The organism is Sphingobium anseongense (genome assembly GCF_037725245.1).
In the GTDB taxonomy this organism is placed as follows: Bacteria; Pseudomonadota; Alphaproteobacteria; order Sphingomonadales; family Sphingomonadaceae; genus Sphingobium.
The window spans coordinates 1-14,603 of the sequence record NZ_JBBJUL010000014.1 but is presented as its reverse complement, the minus strand read 5'-3'; the positions used below and the strand labels follow the sequence as shown (position 1 = coordinate 14,603).

The following is a 14,603-nucleotide window of genomic DNA, read 5'->3' as shown; positions in this document are numbered from 1 at the left end:
TGTCTTGTTGGTAGCGCGATAAGCTCCCGACATGGCATTTGGCGTCTTCGTTCACCGCTCAGATTCGATTTATGATGACAGTCCGGCCGAGCGTTACCAGTTCCCCAGCCAATATCTGAGTCGCGTGCGCAACTGCGTGGGTGACTGGGTTATCTATTACGAGCCCAAGAAAGTCGCTGAAACGCGCGGCTATTTCGCGGTCGCGAGAGTTCGACAGGTAATAGAAGACCCTTCGACCGCAGGCATGTATATCGCCCTGATTGAGCCCGGCACATATCTGGAGTTTATCAACCCGGTTCCATTCAGTGGTGCAGAAGGACCGGTCGAACGTGGTGTCCTGAACGATGCGGGGCGAATTTCCGGACGAGCGCAGTCAGCCGTGAGAGAAATTTCGGCTGCCGATTTCAATCAGATCATCTCGATCGGTTTGGCGGAAGCCACACCAATTTTGCCGCGCGAGACGATCGAAGACGAGCCAGCCATGCTGCGCGATGTGCGTGAACCCTTCGTATTTCAGGAAGAAGAGCGAACCCGGATCGATCATTTTTCATCCCGTATCGTTCGAGACCGCGTGTTTCGAAGATTGGTGCTAAAAGCTTATGACGAGCGATGTGCGATCACTGGCCTGAAACTCATAAATGGTGGCGGTAGGGCCGAAGTTCAGGCCGCGCATATCCGACCGGTGGAGGCCAATGGACCGGATACAATCAACAACGGGCTGGCCCTATCCGGCACAGCCCATTGGATGTTCGATCGCGGTTTGATCAGTCTGAGCGACGACCTGGAAATACTGGTATCACGACAAGCAAACGACCCTGACAGCATTCATGCCGTGATCAACCGAAGCAAACGCGCCTCGCTTCCGGGACGACTGGCAGACCGGCCTCATCCGCGTTTTCTAGCCTGGCATCGCGACCACTGCTTCAAGTGGTGAACGACATCTGCCTTCGCGCACGATGAACAGGAAGACAACATTCTAGGAAGGGGACCAAATTCCCGACCCCAACCCTTCTTTGCCGTTCAGCGGCGATTTTTCGTTCCCGAGGTGCGGACAGGCAGCTTTCCGCCACCTTTCGACCACGTCACGCCGTTCCGATGCGGCCGCTAGAGCGTCGCCTGACGCCGAAACCGGTCATTCGCACGTCCGGACGCTGGCGGTCAGCAAAGCGTCTTATAATGGTCTTTTTGCAAATGCCGTAGGCCCGCATCGATGCGCCGAGACTGAATTCATACTCTTCCTTTGCCTTGTCAGCCACGCGCTAGTGATTTCCGACACGCTTTTGAGCTGCTGATACGCTTCTCCAAGATTATCGCCGAAGACTGTCTTCTTCACGTCGAATGCCGCGAGAACGTCCTTCACATGCCATTGGAACTTGCCCGCCGCGTAGGGAACAGGGATGCCTTCGTCGCGCACGAGCACGCAATCGAGCTGGCCGGTCGTGCCGCCGTTGCCATCGCTCGCGAAGCCACTGACGACCTTCAGATCGAGCCCCGGCGGAATGGCGCGATCAAGCACGTCCTGCGTGAGGCTCTCGTACATCTCGCCGATTGTGGGTGCGTGCTTGATGTCCACCTCATCGAGCCGCCTGGCCTCTGCGCGACGAAGGGTCTCCAGCATCTCGCCAAGCGTCCGAATCATGGATTACCCCTCATAATCTCTGGCATCCCGATCCGAAGCCGGGGCGCCTTCGGATGTATCTTCGGCCGGCTGTTCTGGCAGCCTGAACGGCCGTGCGGCAGGATCGTCGGTGAAATGCAGGATCAGATGATCGTCATCCTCATCGACGCTGCGAGGCGCCAACTCCGCGGCGCTGATCGTGAAACCCAGATCCAGCCAAGTCTTGAAGATGTTCCGACCTTCGTCGCGCGGATCGAGCTGCTTGCGGAAGCGCTCTTCGGCCATCCTGCCGGCGAGCAAATCGAGGAGCATCCGTGCCGGAAATTCGACGCTGAACCGGCCGGAGCCGCGATTGGATCGTACCGTCATTCCAAGATATTGTCCTGTCCTGAAAGGGGAGAAAGCGCCTTGGCGAAAGAGCGAGCGCGCTTGATAGCCCTCATAGTGGGGTTCGGGCAGCAAAGCCGCTATCGTTTCAAGCGCAGGCGACGGAACTGGCAATTGCGCGGTGCCGAAGAAGGCTACAGTCCAGCGTCGTGGCTTGCGCCCGTCCGGATCGAGACCGTTGAACTGCTGCAGTTCCTTTAACGGCGAGAAGGTAACGACGGCGTCGACGTTGCGGCTGCGATTTGCGAGAAAGTGCAAGATGATCTCGCGTGCCGATACGAACCGGCGAGTGTGGTCGATCTCTCCAAAGCGCCCGACCCGCCGCAGCAAGGTCGATCCGACGTCGGCGACGAAGAGGACACGCAGGGTACCGGCCGCAGCCGCCCGTAATTGCTTGGCTTTGCGCACCAGTAGATCGAACAGAGGGTTGTCCTCGAGCGAATGCGTTTCCGGCGGCATCGACGAATAGAGGTTGTGGTAGCGGATCTGCTTGCGCTCGGTGTGCTCGATCTCGACGTCGAGCCCCTTGGCTTGGAGGTGCAGCCGTGCCGAGCGGGACCGACCTGAACCGACCCAACGCGTGATCGCCGCGCGCTCATCGTCGGTAAGGCGATAGCCACGTGGCGCCAGCCGACGGCGGATGTAGCGACCGTCGATATATCCACTCTCCTCGCGATACCGGAAATAGAGATAGTCGCCGGCACCCTTACTGGCGCGGCTGGCGACCTCAGAAACCTGAACCGCGATCGCGTCCATGTCCTCTTCGCCCGAAATCGCGTTGTCGGTTGTGGCCGCGATCTCGATAGCTGTGGTGCGCCCTTCGACGAAGGCGTCGGTGATCGCGTCTGGTCGCCGGCTGTCACCCCACCATTCCGGCTCGATCTCGAGGTCGCCGAGCGACTGGATCGTCCAGAGAAGGGCAAGTTCCATTTCAGCGGGCAGCGCCTGCTCGACCTGTTTGGGATCGTTGAGTCGGCGCAGGAGGTCCCGGCCTTTTTCCGGTCCGAGGACGGGTGCGAGCGCATCAAGCATTGACTGGATACGACGGCGCGCGAAGATCGTCATGATCCGCCCTTAGTAGTCTTGGGTCCGACGCGAGAAAGGCCCAGAGCAAGAGCCATCGTTATGTGCCGAATGCTGACCGACATGGCTTCGATTAACCCAGGGGCTCCAAGAAGCTGGACATTACCCTCTTGGGGCCTCGCTCACCGAAGTCGGCCGTAATTTTGTCCGCCTCGATGTGGATGACGATTCCTTCGCCAAACTTTGCGTGCTTAACGCGGCTTTGGAGTGTGAATCGGCCGTCTGACGAGCAATCGTCGGAAAGACCACCCACTTTCAGGATTGCAAGGCGAACCGGCTCCGACTTTCGGATTGGACCGGACTCCCCCCAAAAATTACAGCTGAAATTGTTGAGGTAGCGATCGGTTCGACCGGGTTTGGCTTCAAATTTCTCCGGTATCGTTGAGCCATCTCCACCCGCCTTGAAAAACTCGCGAACGGAATGCAGTGCCAGTACCCGAAGATGATCCCAATGCCTGTACAGGGTGTCTTGCCGCTGTTCCTCTAGTTTTGCGGCACTTGGTTTTCGCGTGGGTTGCGGCTGCGTGTAGTCGGGGCGCATGTCGACATCATGATAGAAAGTGATAGCCCTGAATTCCCAATCGACTTCGACCGCCGTCCGCCATTGATAGTGGATGCGGACCTCGACCCGATCCTGGAAGCGCGAAGGTGGGCGAATAAGATCATCGATTCGAAGAAGTTGCATTTCCTTTTCTTGTTCTTCGACCCGCTGCTTCATATCACGAATCGAGTAGATCAGATCGTGGCCGGAACTCCACGCTCGGCCTCTCGTCTCTGATCGCTTGGTCGATGCCTTCGCCTTAGCATATTTTGCCAAGTCTTGCTCGTACCGATGCATATGGTCGGTTATATGCGAACCGGCATTCGACAGATTAAGGCCGAATAACACGCTGGGGCCCTCGTCCAAGGCCTGACTCACGCGCCTTTCAACCTCATGAGTATCGATCGCCTTGATAGCCGACAATTCATGTCGCGAAAGATAGAGACCATTCATTTAAGCGGCCTTCCTTATGGTAGCTGGGGCTTTTTCCCTTGTTCACCGACCGATCCTGCTAGCGATTTTGCGCTCTACTCGTCGCTGCTGCGGATGCGGTCACATCGCTTTGCGCCAGCAACCGCTGCGCGTAGGCCAACGAGGCGTCTTCAACGAATGGCCTCGTGATACAGAAAATCCAGATCAACGTCACCAGCGCCAGCCCGCCACCCAGCATGAAACCCGTCTCGAGCATCGGTGATGCCCACCCACCTCGCCAGACGAGCGCGACGTTCGCAGCCAGCGCGAGCGCGAGGATGACCAGCGCGAACGACTTGAGCCCCCTCAAATTGCGCCGGAATCCATATGCAACATTCTCGTCGAGCAGCAGCGACTTGTTGGCATTTTGCCGCGTATGCTCAAGCAGCCAGGTTATGGCTGAGAGATATTGATCCTGTGCTTTTGCCGGATCACGCCGTTCCTGCTGGATGGTCGGAAGCACGATCCCGTGGCTCAAAAGGTAAGCATGATACCGGGACTTTGTCGCAGCAGGCAGCGTCGGATCGGAATGGCTAAGCAGCTTGGCAGTGTGGGCGCGGCCGATTGCCGGCGTCCAGCGGTGTTCAAGGCGCCGCCCCAGTTGCCGGGCTAGCTGTGCCAACAGAAAAGTCACGCCGCAGGTGACAAGGAGCGAAGCCAGGGCGCCGAACAGGCTCCAGATTTTCGGATACCAGATTGCAACCGACACCAAGATCGGCAGAATCGTGAAGAGCGCCGGGCGCAATCTCGCGTTGCGATCATAGCGATCGAAATTGAGCTCTTTCATGACCGCATCAAGCGCCATCGCTCTCGCTCCCCCTTGCCGTCGCCATCAACAGCGTTTTACCGCCGCCCACTGCTTCGGTCGTCAGTGCGCTGTAACCTCCTGACGTATGGATCAGCATGAGCAGCGGCCCCAGTTGTTGCGTGGCCAGCAACGCCCCTGTCGCAATATCCGTCCCTGACGGACCGCTCGGCTGCAGGTGGCTGTGCCAAGTCCCGATCACTTGCAGCGTTCCACGACTCGATTGAACGAGCGCATCGATCAATGTCTTGAGGCCCCGCGTACCCAAGACAAATTCGGCGACAGAACGGGTGCTGTCCTCCGGGGCCGGCAGCGTATCGACGACCTGGAAGCAGTTGCCGATCTGCGAGAAACGCCCGATCAGGACACCGCCGGTTTCGACACCTGGCCACTGAGCGATGTCCGCCTCGATCGCCGCGTGGACCCGGGGATGGATACGAATTGCCGGCTGGTCGGCGGCCGTGCGTTCGACCACGATCCATGGCGCCGTCGCAAAGCGCGACCATTGCTGGCTTACGCCATCATCGCCAAGCCGTCCCAGCCGGACCTCTCCGCCTTGCGGCAGTCCTTCGCGTTGCGCCCCGGCGACCACCATCGCCATCGACGCGGTGAACGCAGAAAGCTGCGCATCGGAAAGCGCAAAAGAAAAAGTCGAGCAGCCCTGGCCGATCTGGATCGCTTCCGCCTCGGCGCTGAAGACAATATCCGCAAGCGCGGCGTCCTGCCGGATCACGTTGTATGCCTCTGCCATCAGATCGCTGGCGTTGGGATTGGCACCCGATCCTTCGATCCCCACGAATGCGGCTCTGCCGGCACCTACTAGGCAGGCTTCGACCAACGGTGGTCGGTCGGCCCAATCGGCATGCCCATAGACCTCGCGCAGGACCGCCGAGCCCGTCGTGTTAACGATCATTGCTGTCGCGGATGGCGCGACCGCGATCCGACCGTCCGCATGGAGCGGCAGCGAAAGCGCGTCCAAATCGAGCCGCTTGGGTTCGGGGGCGAGACTGCGCACCATCTCCGCGACGCTGTACGTCTTCGATATCATATAGAGCGAATGCCGCTCGCCATCGAAAGGCAGCGCTGCATGACGCGCGAAATTGTGCGGCTCCAGCAAATCACGATCGACCAGGACACCCGGCGCCCGACCGGCTCGTGTTAGGTGAAGCGCGAGCTTCGACCCCACGCTACCGCAGCCGATCAAGGTCCATGGTAGGGTCGCAGCGGCCAGATCATCGCCGGAGGTGCGCCGCAGGACGGCCACTGATGGCGTGTCGCGATGACCCAGGAGGCGGACCGCCGTCTCCGGATTGAGCAGGTCGGCGCCCTTGCCGACTTCGACGAGATAACCGCAGGTCTCGATATTACTGTCCGTGCCGACCACGCGGTACGGGCGCCGCGGCAGCAGCAGCACTACGATGGGTACAATGATGTCGATCGGCTGCGCTGTCAGCCGGGATGCGACATGCTTCAGCTTGGCATCCAGAAATTCCAGGCACCCGTAAGCCGCCGCACGCGCCCGCAGATCGGCGAGCGTCGCGACGTCCTCCGGTCTGTAAACGTCAGCTACTTGCAGCTGACCGTCGCCCCCTTTGCCGGCCCACGCCGCAATCGCCAGGCAGTGACCACTGTCCTCGCGAAACCTGAAATTGCGCCGCGCGAACAGCCGCGTGTCGTTTGGGCCGAAGGGACCCGGTTCGATCGGGACATGCAATCGATAATGGCCGACGTCGCTGCGGGTATGAATGTACGGGGCCCACATATAAGCCGCGCCGCCCTTGCGCTCGACCAGAGCGTGCAATGCGGCCGAATCCACGACCGCAATATCGTGGATATGGTCGCGCCGCACCGGCTCCCAGCCCGCCGCCGGGTTGTTAAGTTCCAGCGCCGAGGCCTTTTCCAACCATTCGACCAGCTGATCGATCAACCCGATGAAGCCGCGCGTCTGGATCAGTTCGCGAGGACTCCCAGCGACAAGGCACGGAACCGGCGGCGCACCAGCAGGCCCCGGGTTGAGGTGCGGATGTGAGCGATCGAAATCCGCTCGAAGCTCAATGAGCGGTGCTAACAAGGGATAGAGCGACGAAAACGTCAAGTTCACCGACTCAACCACCCTGACGCCAATGGGGCTTTGGCCAACCGCGCGCCACGTAGCCGGCATTTCCGTGCGGATGTCGATCGAATAGACGAATTCGTCGTCTACGCGATCGACCAACTTCACGCCGTCAACCGAAGGATGCGCGCTGGCCTGACGCAGCGCGCGGGCAACCGGGATGGGGATTGGCGCCGCAGGCGCTGCGCTTGCGTCGGTCACCCGTGTGCCAAAGCCTCCGAACCGACCCCGGTGGCGTAGAGGCCCGCGCCGATCAAGCCGGCGCGCTTGAGCTTGGGGCCCGCCCAGTTGGTCTCGACCACCAACGGCTCATCGCCCCCGCCGTCCGACACGCAACGGAATTCACCGCCGACGGGCTTCACGATTCCCACATATTCGCGTTTCGCGCGGATGCAGGGCGGATCACTTTCGTCATCTTTGACAGGTTTAGAGCTGGCGATCACCACTGCACCCGGGCGAGCCTGTGCCAATGCAGACCGCGCATCCGCCGACACCTTCGCCTCCTCCCGTTTCTTGGACCAGCTATCCCACGACAAGCTGTGCCAGGAACAATGGTGCGGCGCGATCAGGATGTCATAAGCCAGAACATCGGGCACCAGCTTGTGCTTCGCCCAGATTCGCTCCCAGATCGCTACTTCCGCGTCGCCTCCGATTAGATAGCGCGCGGCCTGCGGCTGGTTGCCGGAAGCGAGCGTCAGCTGGATGATGACGCTCGAATCATTCTTCGACAGCACCTCTTCTTCAGCTTCGTCCGCAGGTGGAAGCGGCCCCAGCAACCGTGCTGAGAAGCTGCTGTCAAAAGCGCCGTCGATCGTCGAAAAAGTTTCGTCAGCCTTGATCAGGATCGCGCCCAGGGCATCGGTTTTGCGATCGATATCCTCACCCAGGACCTTGATACGGTTTCCCGCGTTCGCGAAACCCCACTGCTTGAAATAGGCCACACGGCGGCGCGCCTCGGTGGCCCATGCGGCGGCATCGTCACACAGGATGTGTGACTTGCGGTTGGCGCGGCGGAAGATAATCGGTGAGGACCACATTTCGCGGATCAGGATCTTGTCGCTCGACTTCGACCAGCCTTCCGGCGTCCCGAGATGAAAATGATTGCGCAGACCGCAAATGTGATCGGCATCGGGGTGCGTCAGCAAAAAGGCATCAACATAGAGGCAGTCATTCTCGTCCCGCTTCAACCGGCTGCGCAGCTGGGCCGCGACGTCGGGAGCCTCACCATCAGGGTCGTCCGCATCTGCGCGGATACGAATGTCGATCAAAATCGTACGCCCGCTTTCGAGCTCAACGAGCGTCATGTCACCGTTTCCGACTCGGAAGTGCGTGGTACTTGCCGCCATTTTCAATATCCCTTTCAACCGTTTGTGCTTCGGTGGCGCCCTATCTCCCTGCATGAGAGCGTCATCTGAACATTACATATACCTAATGTTAACTAGAAAATCTAGCGCACCGGTTTGCGCTGGACGGTCACGGCCTTAAGTTATAGGTTAACTCCATCGAGGTGGCGATTGGATGCGGACGAGCGCATTGCTGGTGAATTGTATGAGGTCCGATTGTCCGGCCGGCGGTGGCGCATCGCCATGCGAAATTCCGACTGGGACAAGCTTAACGCCGAAGTTCCAGCAGATGCCCATTTTCGTTTGCGGAGTGCGCTTGACCACTTTTGCGCTCACGGCGGCGACAATCTACCTGAGCAGCTTTTTCACCCCGTCCCCGGCGCGCAATCCGCGCGGCTGGAGGAGTTTGTCGCATTCGGCGTCCATGTGATCGGTCGCCGCGCCACCGAAGACCCAATCCGAACATTCTTTGTGACGGAAGTGCGTTGCGCTGCTGCCGAACCTGCGGCAACGGCGGCACCGCGCGCAGTTCAGGGCGATTTGCCTTTCCATCACAGCCATTCGAGAGGAGTAGAACAATGAAACGCGAAGAGGCCAACAGCATCAGCCAGTGCGATGCCGAAACCTATGCCGCGAAGGCGGCCGAGGCTGCGTTTATCCTGCTTGCCCAGACCGAGATGCAGAAGATCATGAATCGCAAAGGCCTGCGCTATCGCGACCTTGCTCGGCGGATGGGTGTAACAGAAGCGCGCGTGAGCCAGATGTTCGGCGATACGGCGACAAACCTGACGATCAAAACGGTCGCGCGCGTGTTCCATCAACTTGGTGAAACCGCCTATCTGACCACACTCGAAGACTTTGAGCGGCAGCTTGCAGACGCACGCGGGACGCAGGCCGACGATGCACACCGCTGGACCGTGATCGGCCTGGAGTCAGATAAATTCCAAATGGCGGGTGACGTTGCATTGGGCGATGCGCCGATCGTTGCCGATGTATCAGCTTCTCACCTTTCTTTTGAACGCTGGCTGCGCGCAGAAGCAACGTTACCCCGACGCACCGCTGCTGCAGCCGCTTAAGGAGCACGACTTGGCCCAAGATCCTCACGCAGCCGACGCCACCGTCTACAATAATCTGGTGTCGCGCGCGCATCTCCGGACGATTAGGCTGACCACTAGCAAGTTCGAGCTAAAGCCGGAGGCGCTGGGGCTTGATCCCGATGGCTGGCGCAACGGAATTAGCGCCGCCTTGGCGCACAGCTTCCTCGAGGCGGAGTCGGGCTCGCTATACGGCATATTTGCTTTCGATGTCGTTTGCCGTCAGGGGCGCAAGCGCGTGCTTGGCATCAGCGCGACCTACCTGACTAACTACCGGGTGGAAGGTAATTGCGATAGCGATGCCTGTGAACTTTTTCTGGAGCGGGTCGGAAAGATCGCCACTTATCCTTATTTTCGAACCCTGGTCGCAACTCTCACCTCGCAGGCGGGGCTACTCATGCAGCCTCTGCCAATTATGGGCGTCGCTCCGCGCAGCATCGAAGGCGCAGGCATCATGGACGACATCGGATCGCGAAAACCTGCCTTGCCCAAGAGTTGAGTAGAGTCGTCGGGATAAATCTTTGCTCCCCAGCCCAAACCACAGCTAGGCGAGAACGAAGCAGCTATTAGGGATTTTAACCTATCCTCGAACGGGTGCTTATCGGAGGCAGCAAGACTTATTCCAGCATGAGCGGCCGGTACATTTCCATCGTCGCCATCAGGACGAGGTTGGCGTTGTCGAAATTAGCGCGCTGGTCAGTAATGCCATATGCCCATTTGGGCCCGTGGAAGAGATTATTGCGCAAACGATGGACGATCAACAGCAGCGAAGTCAGGACGGCGACAGGGTCATCGTGACCGGCTAGCACTGGTTGAACTGTCGGCACGTGCTTCTCCGCCATGTTCAGGCCGCCAAACCGCTCCGTGAGCTTCCCGTCCTTCCAATATCGGTCACGAAAATAGGCGAGCGGTTCTGCGAGCGACGCAAGATTGAGGCAATTGGCGCTACCGATGCGCTCTACAGCATCGCGAATAGCGCCTGCCGAGCCGTGAGTCGCTAGCAGCTTGGCCTCTACGAGGCTCCACAGCAGTGCGAAGTGATAGATCGCACGCCGCTCCGCCGGGTCGAGATGCGAAAAACCAGCGGCATTGTCATTGAGCCAGGCATTGGGGTCCATGGGCGATCTCATGATTACAAGGCGGCTTTAGGCGACGTCCTTCGTGAACATCAGGCTGGGCTCGATCTGACACATCTGATCTACATAAATAATCGGCATCTATCCGTGAACGATTTCAAATCCGCGGATGTCCGATTTGTCAATCTGAGCGGACAACTTAGTTGCTCCCGCGCACGTCTATATCGGAGCTCTAACCTCAAAAGCCAACAGTCGCGAAGTCCCAGCGCTAGCTTCTGTGCAATGCTCCCCGGCTACTGCCGGAACGACAGCTTAATCCAATTGGCCGCTCCAAAGCGGACTGCCCGGAAAGTCCCAAAGATCGCCAGATGCCGACTGTTATCGAGGGAGCAGACCGCAACGGTCGATGCATAGGAATTGGCCAATGTGAGCCGTTCACGGCTACACTGTCATCTCTATCGCCAGCTCCGGCACCGAGGATACACTCAAAAAAGTGGCAGGCTTCCTAAAATTGACGCAAATTCAACGCTGTGTTTTCCCGTGATTTTATACGGGAAGCCGAGATGTTTGAGATTGATCTATTGCTCAGCGAAGCCGCCAGCGCATTGGTGATGGCATCCGACGCCTGCCGCGAATGGGAAATGGGCGGTGACAGCCAAGCCGTAGGCGATACAGCGGTATCCGCATATGAAGCCAGTCTAACGGCGGTGCGCCAGTTGGAGATAGAGGGCGCGCTTCCGGCAACTGTCGATGTCGGTGCATCGCGCCGGGCACGGCTCACCAGCGCGGCGCACATGCTCTGCCTAGCGGGTATTGATGAAGGCGGTATCAGCGAAGACTTGGAACTGGCGGCCAGCCTGTTCCGATTGGCGGCCCACGCTTAATCGAGTCTATCTCATGCGGCGCGCTGCGCTCCCCAGCCGTTCCTAGAATCTTGCGCTCACGACCGCGGCGTGCTGAAACGGTGACGGAGCCGCCACGCACGGCTCTGGGGCGTAGTAACCCCTGATTAAGTCGGTTGGACTGCCCGATGCAGTCCGCACATCCTTGACCCTTATGGTCGGGGAGCCTGTGACGCATGTCCAGGGCTCTCCAGCCTAAAGGTCGCAGGGACCGTACTTAGTCCGGTTTACTAACTCCCCGATCACCAGGGATCATGGTGTGAAGTCGATACGCGGGGGCGCACCGCCATCGACTCCCAGGGGAATAACGATGCGAAATAATCTTTTCTTGGCGCTGGCCGTGGTCGTGTTGGGCGGCGTGATCAGTGGCTTCATCCAGACAAATCAGCCAAATCCATCGCCAGTACAGACGGAACCGGTTGCCATGCCGTCGGCCGCCGCGATCGAAGTAGCGAAAAAAGCCTTGGAACAGGAGCGGCAGGTGAAAGGGGTGTTCCATGACCCTGAAAAATCCGCTCAGTGGCAAATCGGTATGGTCAATGACGGTAGCAGCCGCGTCGGATACGCTGAATATGTGTGCGGGGTGCTGAAAGAGAAAGGCGCTATAGCGCCCAGCACCAACGTGAAGATAATCGATGTTGCCAATCTCCTCGTTCCCGCCAAGGATCGCAACATGCACGGCATGGGCACCGTGGACTGCAACGACTATCGCGTCATAGATGCTGGCGATATGACACCTGTCATCGGCGGATAGCCGCATGTCTGCTAACTCACGGCGTCTCACTGCTCCGTAAGTAGAGGGTCGAAGCCCGAAAAGTGCGCAGTTTAGCCATTTATCTGTGAACGATATATCCGTGTATCCCGTCGTGTATCCAGATAAATGCCAATGCGCATGGTTTACGCAGATAGGTAGCCGACATGAAGGCGACGGTCATTCAAATCGCCAGGAATTGTTTAGATCGACTGATCAAGCAAAATCATCCGCCGAAATGTTCGCGAATATAGGCTGCGGTCTGGCTGGGGCTTAGTTCTTGCGTCGAGTTGCCGGAGCGCACAAAGAACCGTTCAGCGGGCGTGTCCCGTGCATCCTGGGTTGTTACGAAAACGGGTGATGGCGAACGATCTATGTCAATCCGGCACACCTCGGTGCCTTCATGCTCGGGAAAACCAATTCGTATCCGCGCAGCGCGATAAGCCTGTCCGAAATGGTTGGTCACCAGATTTGTTAGGTGCAACTGCATCCGATCCCGGTTGCCGCCGAGGCAGTCATAGTCTCGCTCCAACCCACGGATCGTGCCGTCGTCTGCGACACCGATCAACAGTGTGCCGCCAACACGGTTAGCAAAACCGGCAAGCGTCTTGATCACAACCTGCTCCAGCTTCTTGTTCTGGGTGGCGGCGGCTACATCCCAGCGCAGCGTTTCCTTGAATTCCAGCCGTTCATGCTCCCCTTCAGCGATCAGCGCGACGAGCGGCGACGGTGTATTGACAGGCACCGCCGCGACCGGTGCCTCTGCGCCTGTCACCAGCACGCCGTTTTTGCGGTCGAGCCAGCCCTTGGCAATCGCCGCGGCGACGACATCGCCGATCAGCGTGCGCAGCTGACTGCTAGTGGATTTGAAGCCGATCGCGCGCGAAACAGCGAGGGCAATCTGGTCGTCGGTCGCGCCAAAATGCGTGCGGACGATATCCAGAACGGCGCGTTCGAGTTCGGCCGGCGGCAGCGCCTCGCAGCGGCGCAAGGTGGTCGATATCACCGCGCTACGGTCCCGAACCTTAGCTTGCCGGCCCGGAATCGAGAGGAAATCGCCATCGCGCGCCAAGCGCCCAGTCCGCGCCGAGACGTCCACGGCTTGCTCGATTACCGTCTGGATGCGTCCACCAGCTCGCTTGAGCCCCCAAGCGGCGCGGATTCTGGCGACGATCTCGTCGAGATGGACTGGACCTTCGACCTCTACGACCTGCTCGGCCAGCCCGGACAAGATACCGCGAGGTGCATCATGGAGTTCGCTGACAATATGCGAAGGGCGCGAAATCGTTGCCTCTACATAGGCAGGCACGGCGTCCGCGATATCATCGATTGCCGCAATGCCGATCTCAGTCCCGTCCTCGCGCTCGATCGTGACGATCTCGAACGGCACCGCGCGCTTCGCCGCGATCCCCGTTGCCTGTGCGTCATGCTCGGCCTTGGCCGCTTCCACCCGCGCGATGATCAGATCGAGTTGTTCGGCCGGTCGCTGGAACCAGTCGGTGCTCCACACGCGGTGGATTGACCAGCCATGGCTTTCGAGGACCGATTGACGCAACCGGTCTCGATCGCGCGCGGACCGCGCGCCATGATAGGATGCTCCGTCGCACTCGATGCCGAGCAGATAGCGTCCCGGCCGATCGGGATCGGCCACCGCCAGATCGATATAGAAGCCCGCGAGCCCGACCTGGCGGTGGACCTGAAGCCCACGCGCCTGCAACGCCTTGGCGACCTGTTCCTCGAATACGCTATCGTGATCGCGACCGGTGCTTTCGGCGAGGGTCATGCGGCCGGTTCGCGCAAAATGTAGGAACAGGCGGAAGGCGAACACCCCCTTGCGCGTGCTGGCGAAGTCCGGATCGATATCCTCATCGGTCATCGACGCGAAAACCTCGCACCGTTGCTTCGCTCGGCTGATGAGCACGTTCAGTCGCCGTTCGCCGCCATCGGTGCCGAGAGGCCCGAACCGCATCGGCACGCGTCCGCCAGGCACCGTCGGGCCGTAGCCGACCGAAATGAAGATGACGTCGCGCTCGTCGCCCTGCACGTTCTCAAGGTTCTTTACGAAGAACGGCTCGGCATGATGCGCCTGGAAGAATGCCTCAACCTGGGGTGGCAGCGCGCGCCGCAGCAACTCAAGCTGATCGACGATCGCGCGGCGCTGCGCAGAGGAGAATGCGGCTACACCTAACGACAGATCAGGGTGGTCGCGCGCATGGGCAATAATCGCCTGTGCCACGATCTTCGCCTCGATGATGTTGGTGCGTGTCGTTCCCGTGTCGAAGATGCCGTCGGCGATGTGGTGAAAGCGCAAGCCCATGCCGGCCTCGGCCGTATAAGGGCTGGGAACGATGAACAGCTTGTTCTCGTAGAACTGTCGGTTGCTGACCGCGATCAGCGACTGGTGCTTGCTGCGGTAATG

Annotated in this window: 14 protein-coding genes; 6 read left to right on the top strand and 8 right to left on the bottom strand. The window is 59.5% G+C overall.

Going from position 1 to position 14,603, the window contains the following annotated elements:
• Positions 1-31 precede the first annotated feature (31 nt).
• The gene (locus WG908_RS15260; RefSeq protein ID WP_340187369.1) at positions 32-934 is read left to right on the top strand and encodes an HNH endonuclease; all 903 of its coding nucleotides are present in this window, start codon (positions 32-34) and stop codon (positions 932-934) included.
• Between the two features lie 237 nt (positions 935-1,171).
• Here WG908_RS15260 and WG908_RS15255 read toward each other — a convergent pair whose 3' ends face one another.
• From WG908_RS15255 to mblB, 6 genes are all read right to left on the bottom strand, one after another.
• The gene (locus WG908_RS15255; protein ID WP_340187368.1) at positions 1,172-1,639 is read right to left on the bottom strand and encodes a DUF6602 domain-containing protein; all 468 of its coding nucleotides are present in this window, start codon (positions 1,637-1,639) and stop codon (positions 1,172-1,174) included.
• Between the two features lie 3 nt (positions 1,640-1,642).
• Positions 1,643-3,070 carry a hypothetical protein gene (locus WG908_RS15250; protein ID WP_340187367.1) on the bottom strand — a complete coding sequence of 476 codons (1,428 nt, stop codon included), beginning with the start codon at positions 3,068-3,070 and terminating at the stop codon, positions 1,643-1,645.
• 91 nt (positions 3,071-3,161) lie between these two features.
• Positions 3,162-4,082 carry a hypothetical protein gene (locus WG908_RS15245; RefSeq protein ID WP_340187366.1) on the bottom strand — a complete coding sequence of 307 codons (921 nt, stop codon included), beginning with the start codon at positions 4,080-4,082 and terminating at the stop codon, positions 3,162-3,164.
• Between the two features lie 58 nt (positions 4,083-4,140).
• A complete protein-coding gene (locus tag WG908_RS15240; RefSeq protein WP_340187365.1) occupies positions 4,141-4,905 on the bottom strand; it encodes a hypothetical protein in 765 nt (254 codons plus the stop codon).
• Positions 4,895-7,219, bottom strand: coding sequence for an anti-phage 6A-MBL system cap2_3 protein (gene cap2-3 / locus WG908_RS15235; RefSeq protein WP_340187364.1), 2,325 nt, complete (start codon positions 7,217-7,219; stop codon positions 4,895-4,897). The genes WG908_RS15240 and cap2-3 overlap by 11 nt, the downstream gene beginning before the upstream one ends.
• Positions 7,216-8,364: an anti-phage 6A-MBL system MBL-fold protein gene (gene mblB / locus WG908_RS15230; RefSeq protein WP_340187363.1), complete on the bottom strand. Its 1,149-nt coding sequence runs from the start codon at positions 8,362-8,364 to the stop codon at positions 7,216-7,218. Before mblB ends, cap2-3 begins: the two co-directional genes overlap by 4 nt.
• A gap of 168 nt (positions 8,365-8,532) precedes the next feature.
• Here mblB and WG908_RS15225 point away from each other — a divergent pair, with 168 nt between their 5' ends.
• The 3 genes from WG908_RS15225 to WG908_RS15215 are packed head-to-tail and all read left to right on the top strand — an operon-like array spanning position 8,533 to position 9,954.
• The gene (locus WG908_RS15225; RefSeq protein WP_340187362.1) at positions 8,533-8,943 is read left to right on the top strand and encodes a hypothetical protein; all 411 of its coding nucleotides are present in this window, start codon (positions 8,533-8,535) and stop codon (positions 8,941-8,943) included.
• Positions 8,940-9,437, top strand: a complete 498-nt coding sequence (locus tag WG908_RS15220; RefSeq protein ID WP_340187361.1) for a helix-turn-helix domain-containing protein — start codon at positions 8,940-8,942, stop codon at positions 9,435-9,437. Before WG908_RS15225 ends, WG908_RS15220 begins: the two co-directional genes overlap by 4 nt.
• A 10-nt stretch (positions 9,438-9,447) precedes the next feature.
• Positions 9,448-9,954, top strand: a complete 507-nt coding sequence (locus WG908_RS15215; RefSeq protein WP_340187360.1) for a hypothetical protein — start codon at positions 9,448-9,450, stop codon at positions 9,952-9,954.
• Between the two features lie 118 nt (positions 9,955-10,072).
• Here the strand turns inward: WG908_RS15215 and WG908_RS15210 are convergent, their stop codons facing one another.
• Positions 10,073-10,573, bottom strand: coding sequence for a hypothetical protein (locus tag WG908_RS15210; protein ID WP_340187359.1), 501 nt, complete (start codon positions 10,571-10,573; stop codon positions 10,073-10,075).
• Between the two features lie 521 nt (positions 10,574-11,094).
• Between WG908_RS15210 and WG908_RS15205 the strand changes: the two genes are divergently transcribed.
• Together WG908_RS15205 and WG908_RS15200 are read left to right on the top strand one after the other, a co-directional pair.
• Positions 11,095-11,415 carry a hypothetical protein gene (locus WG908_RS15205; RefSeq protein WP_340187358.1) on the top strand — a complete coding sequence of 107 codons (321 nt, stop codon included), beginning with the start codon at positions 11,095-11,097 and terminating at the stop codon, positions 11,413-11,415.
• A gap of 328 nt (positions 11,416-11,743) precedes the next feature.
• Entirely contained in the window at positions 11,744-12,187 is a 444-nt protein-coding gene (locus WG908_RS15200) for a hypothetical protein (protein WP_340187357.1), read from the top strand.
• Positions 12,188-12,410: 223 nt separating this feature from the next.
• Here the strand turns inward: WG908_RS15200 and WG908_RS15195 are convergent.
• Positions 12,411-14,603 (bottom strand): DUF3320 domain-containing protein (locus tag WG908_RS15195; protein ID WP_340187356.1); only part of this gene is annotated, 2,193 nt, incomplete at its 5' end.

Coding starts and splice junctions, on each gene's coding strand:
- WG908_RS15260 (WP_340187369.1), top strand. CDS start 32: ATGGCATTTGGCGTCTTCGTTCACCGCTCAGATTCGATTTATGATGAC.
- WG908_RS15255 (WP_340187368.1), bottom strand. CDS start 1,639: ATGATTCGGACGCTTGGCGAGATGCTGGAGACCCTTCGTCGCGCAGAG.
- WG908_RS15245 (WP_340187366.1), bottom strand. CDS start 4,082: ATGAATGGTCTCTATCTTTCGCGACATGAATTGTCGGCTATCAAGGCG.
- WG908_RS15250 (WP_340187367.1), bottom strand. CDS start 3,070: ATGACGATCTTCGCGCGCCGTCGTATCCAGTCAATGCTTGATGCGCTC.
- WG908_RS15200 (WP_340187357.1), top strand. CDS start 11,744: ATGCGAAATAATCTTTTCTTGGCGCTGGCCGTGGTCGTGTTGGGCGGC.
- WG908_RS15240 (WP_340187365.1), bottom strand. CDS start 4,905: ATGGCGCTTGATGCGGTCATGAAAGAGCTCAATTTCGATCGCTATGAT.
- WG908_RS15220 (WP_340187361.1), top strand. CDS start 8,940: ATGAAACGCGAAGAGGCCAACAGCATCAGCCAGTGCGATGCCGAAACC.
- WG908_RS15210 (WP_340187359.1), bottom strand. CDS start 10,573: ATGGACCCCAATGCCTGGCTCAATGACAATGCCGCTGGTTTTTCGCAT.
- WG908_RS15205 (WP_340187358.1), top strand. CDS start 11,095: ATGTTTGAGATTGATCTATTGCTCAGCGAAGCCGCCAGCGCATTGGTG.
- mblB (WP_340187363.1), bottom strand. CDS start 8,364: ATGGCGGCAAGTACCACGCACTTCCGAGTCGGAAACGGTGACATGACG.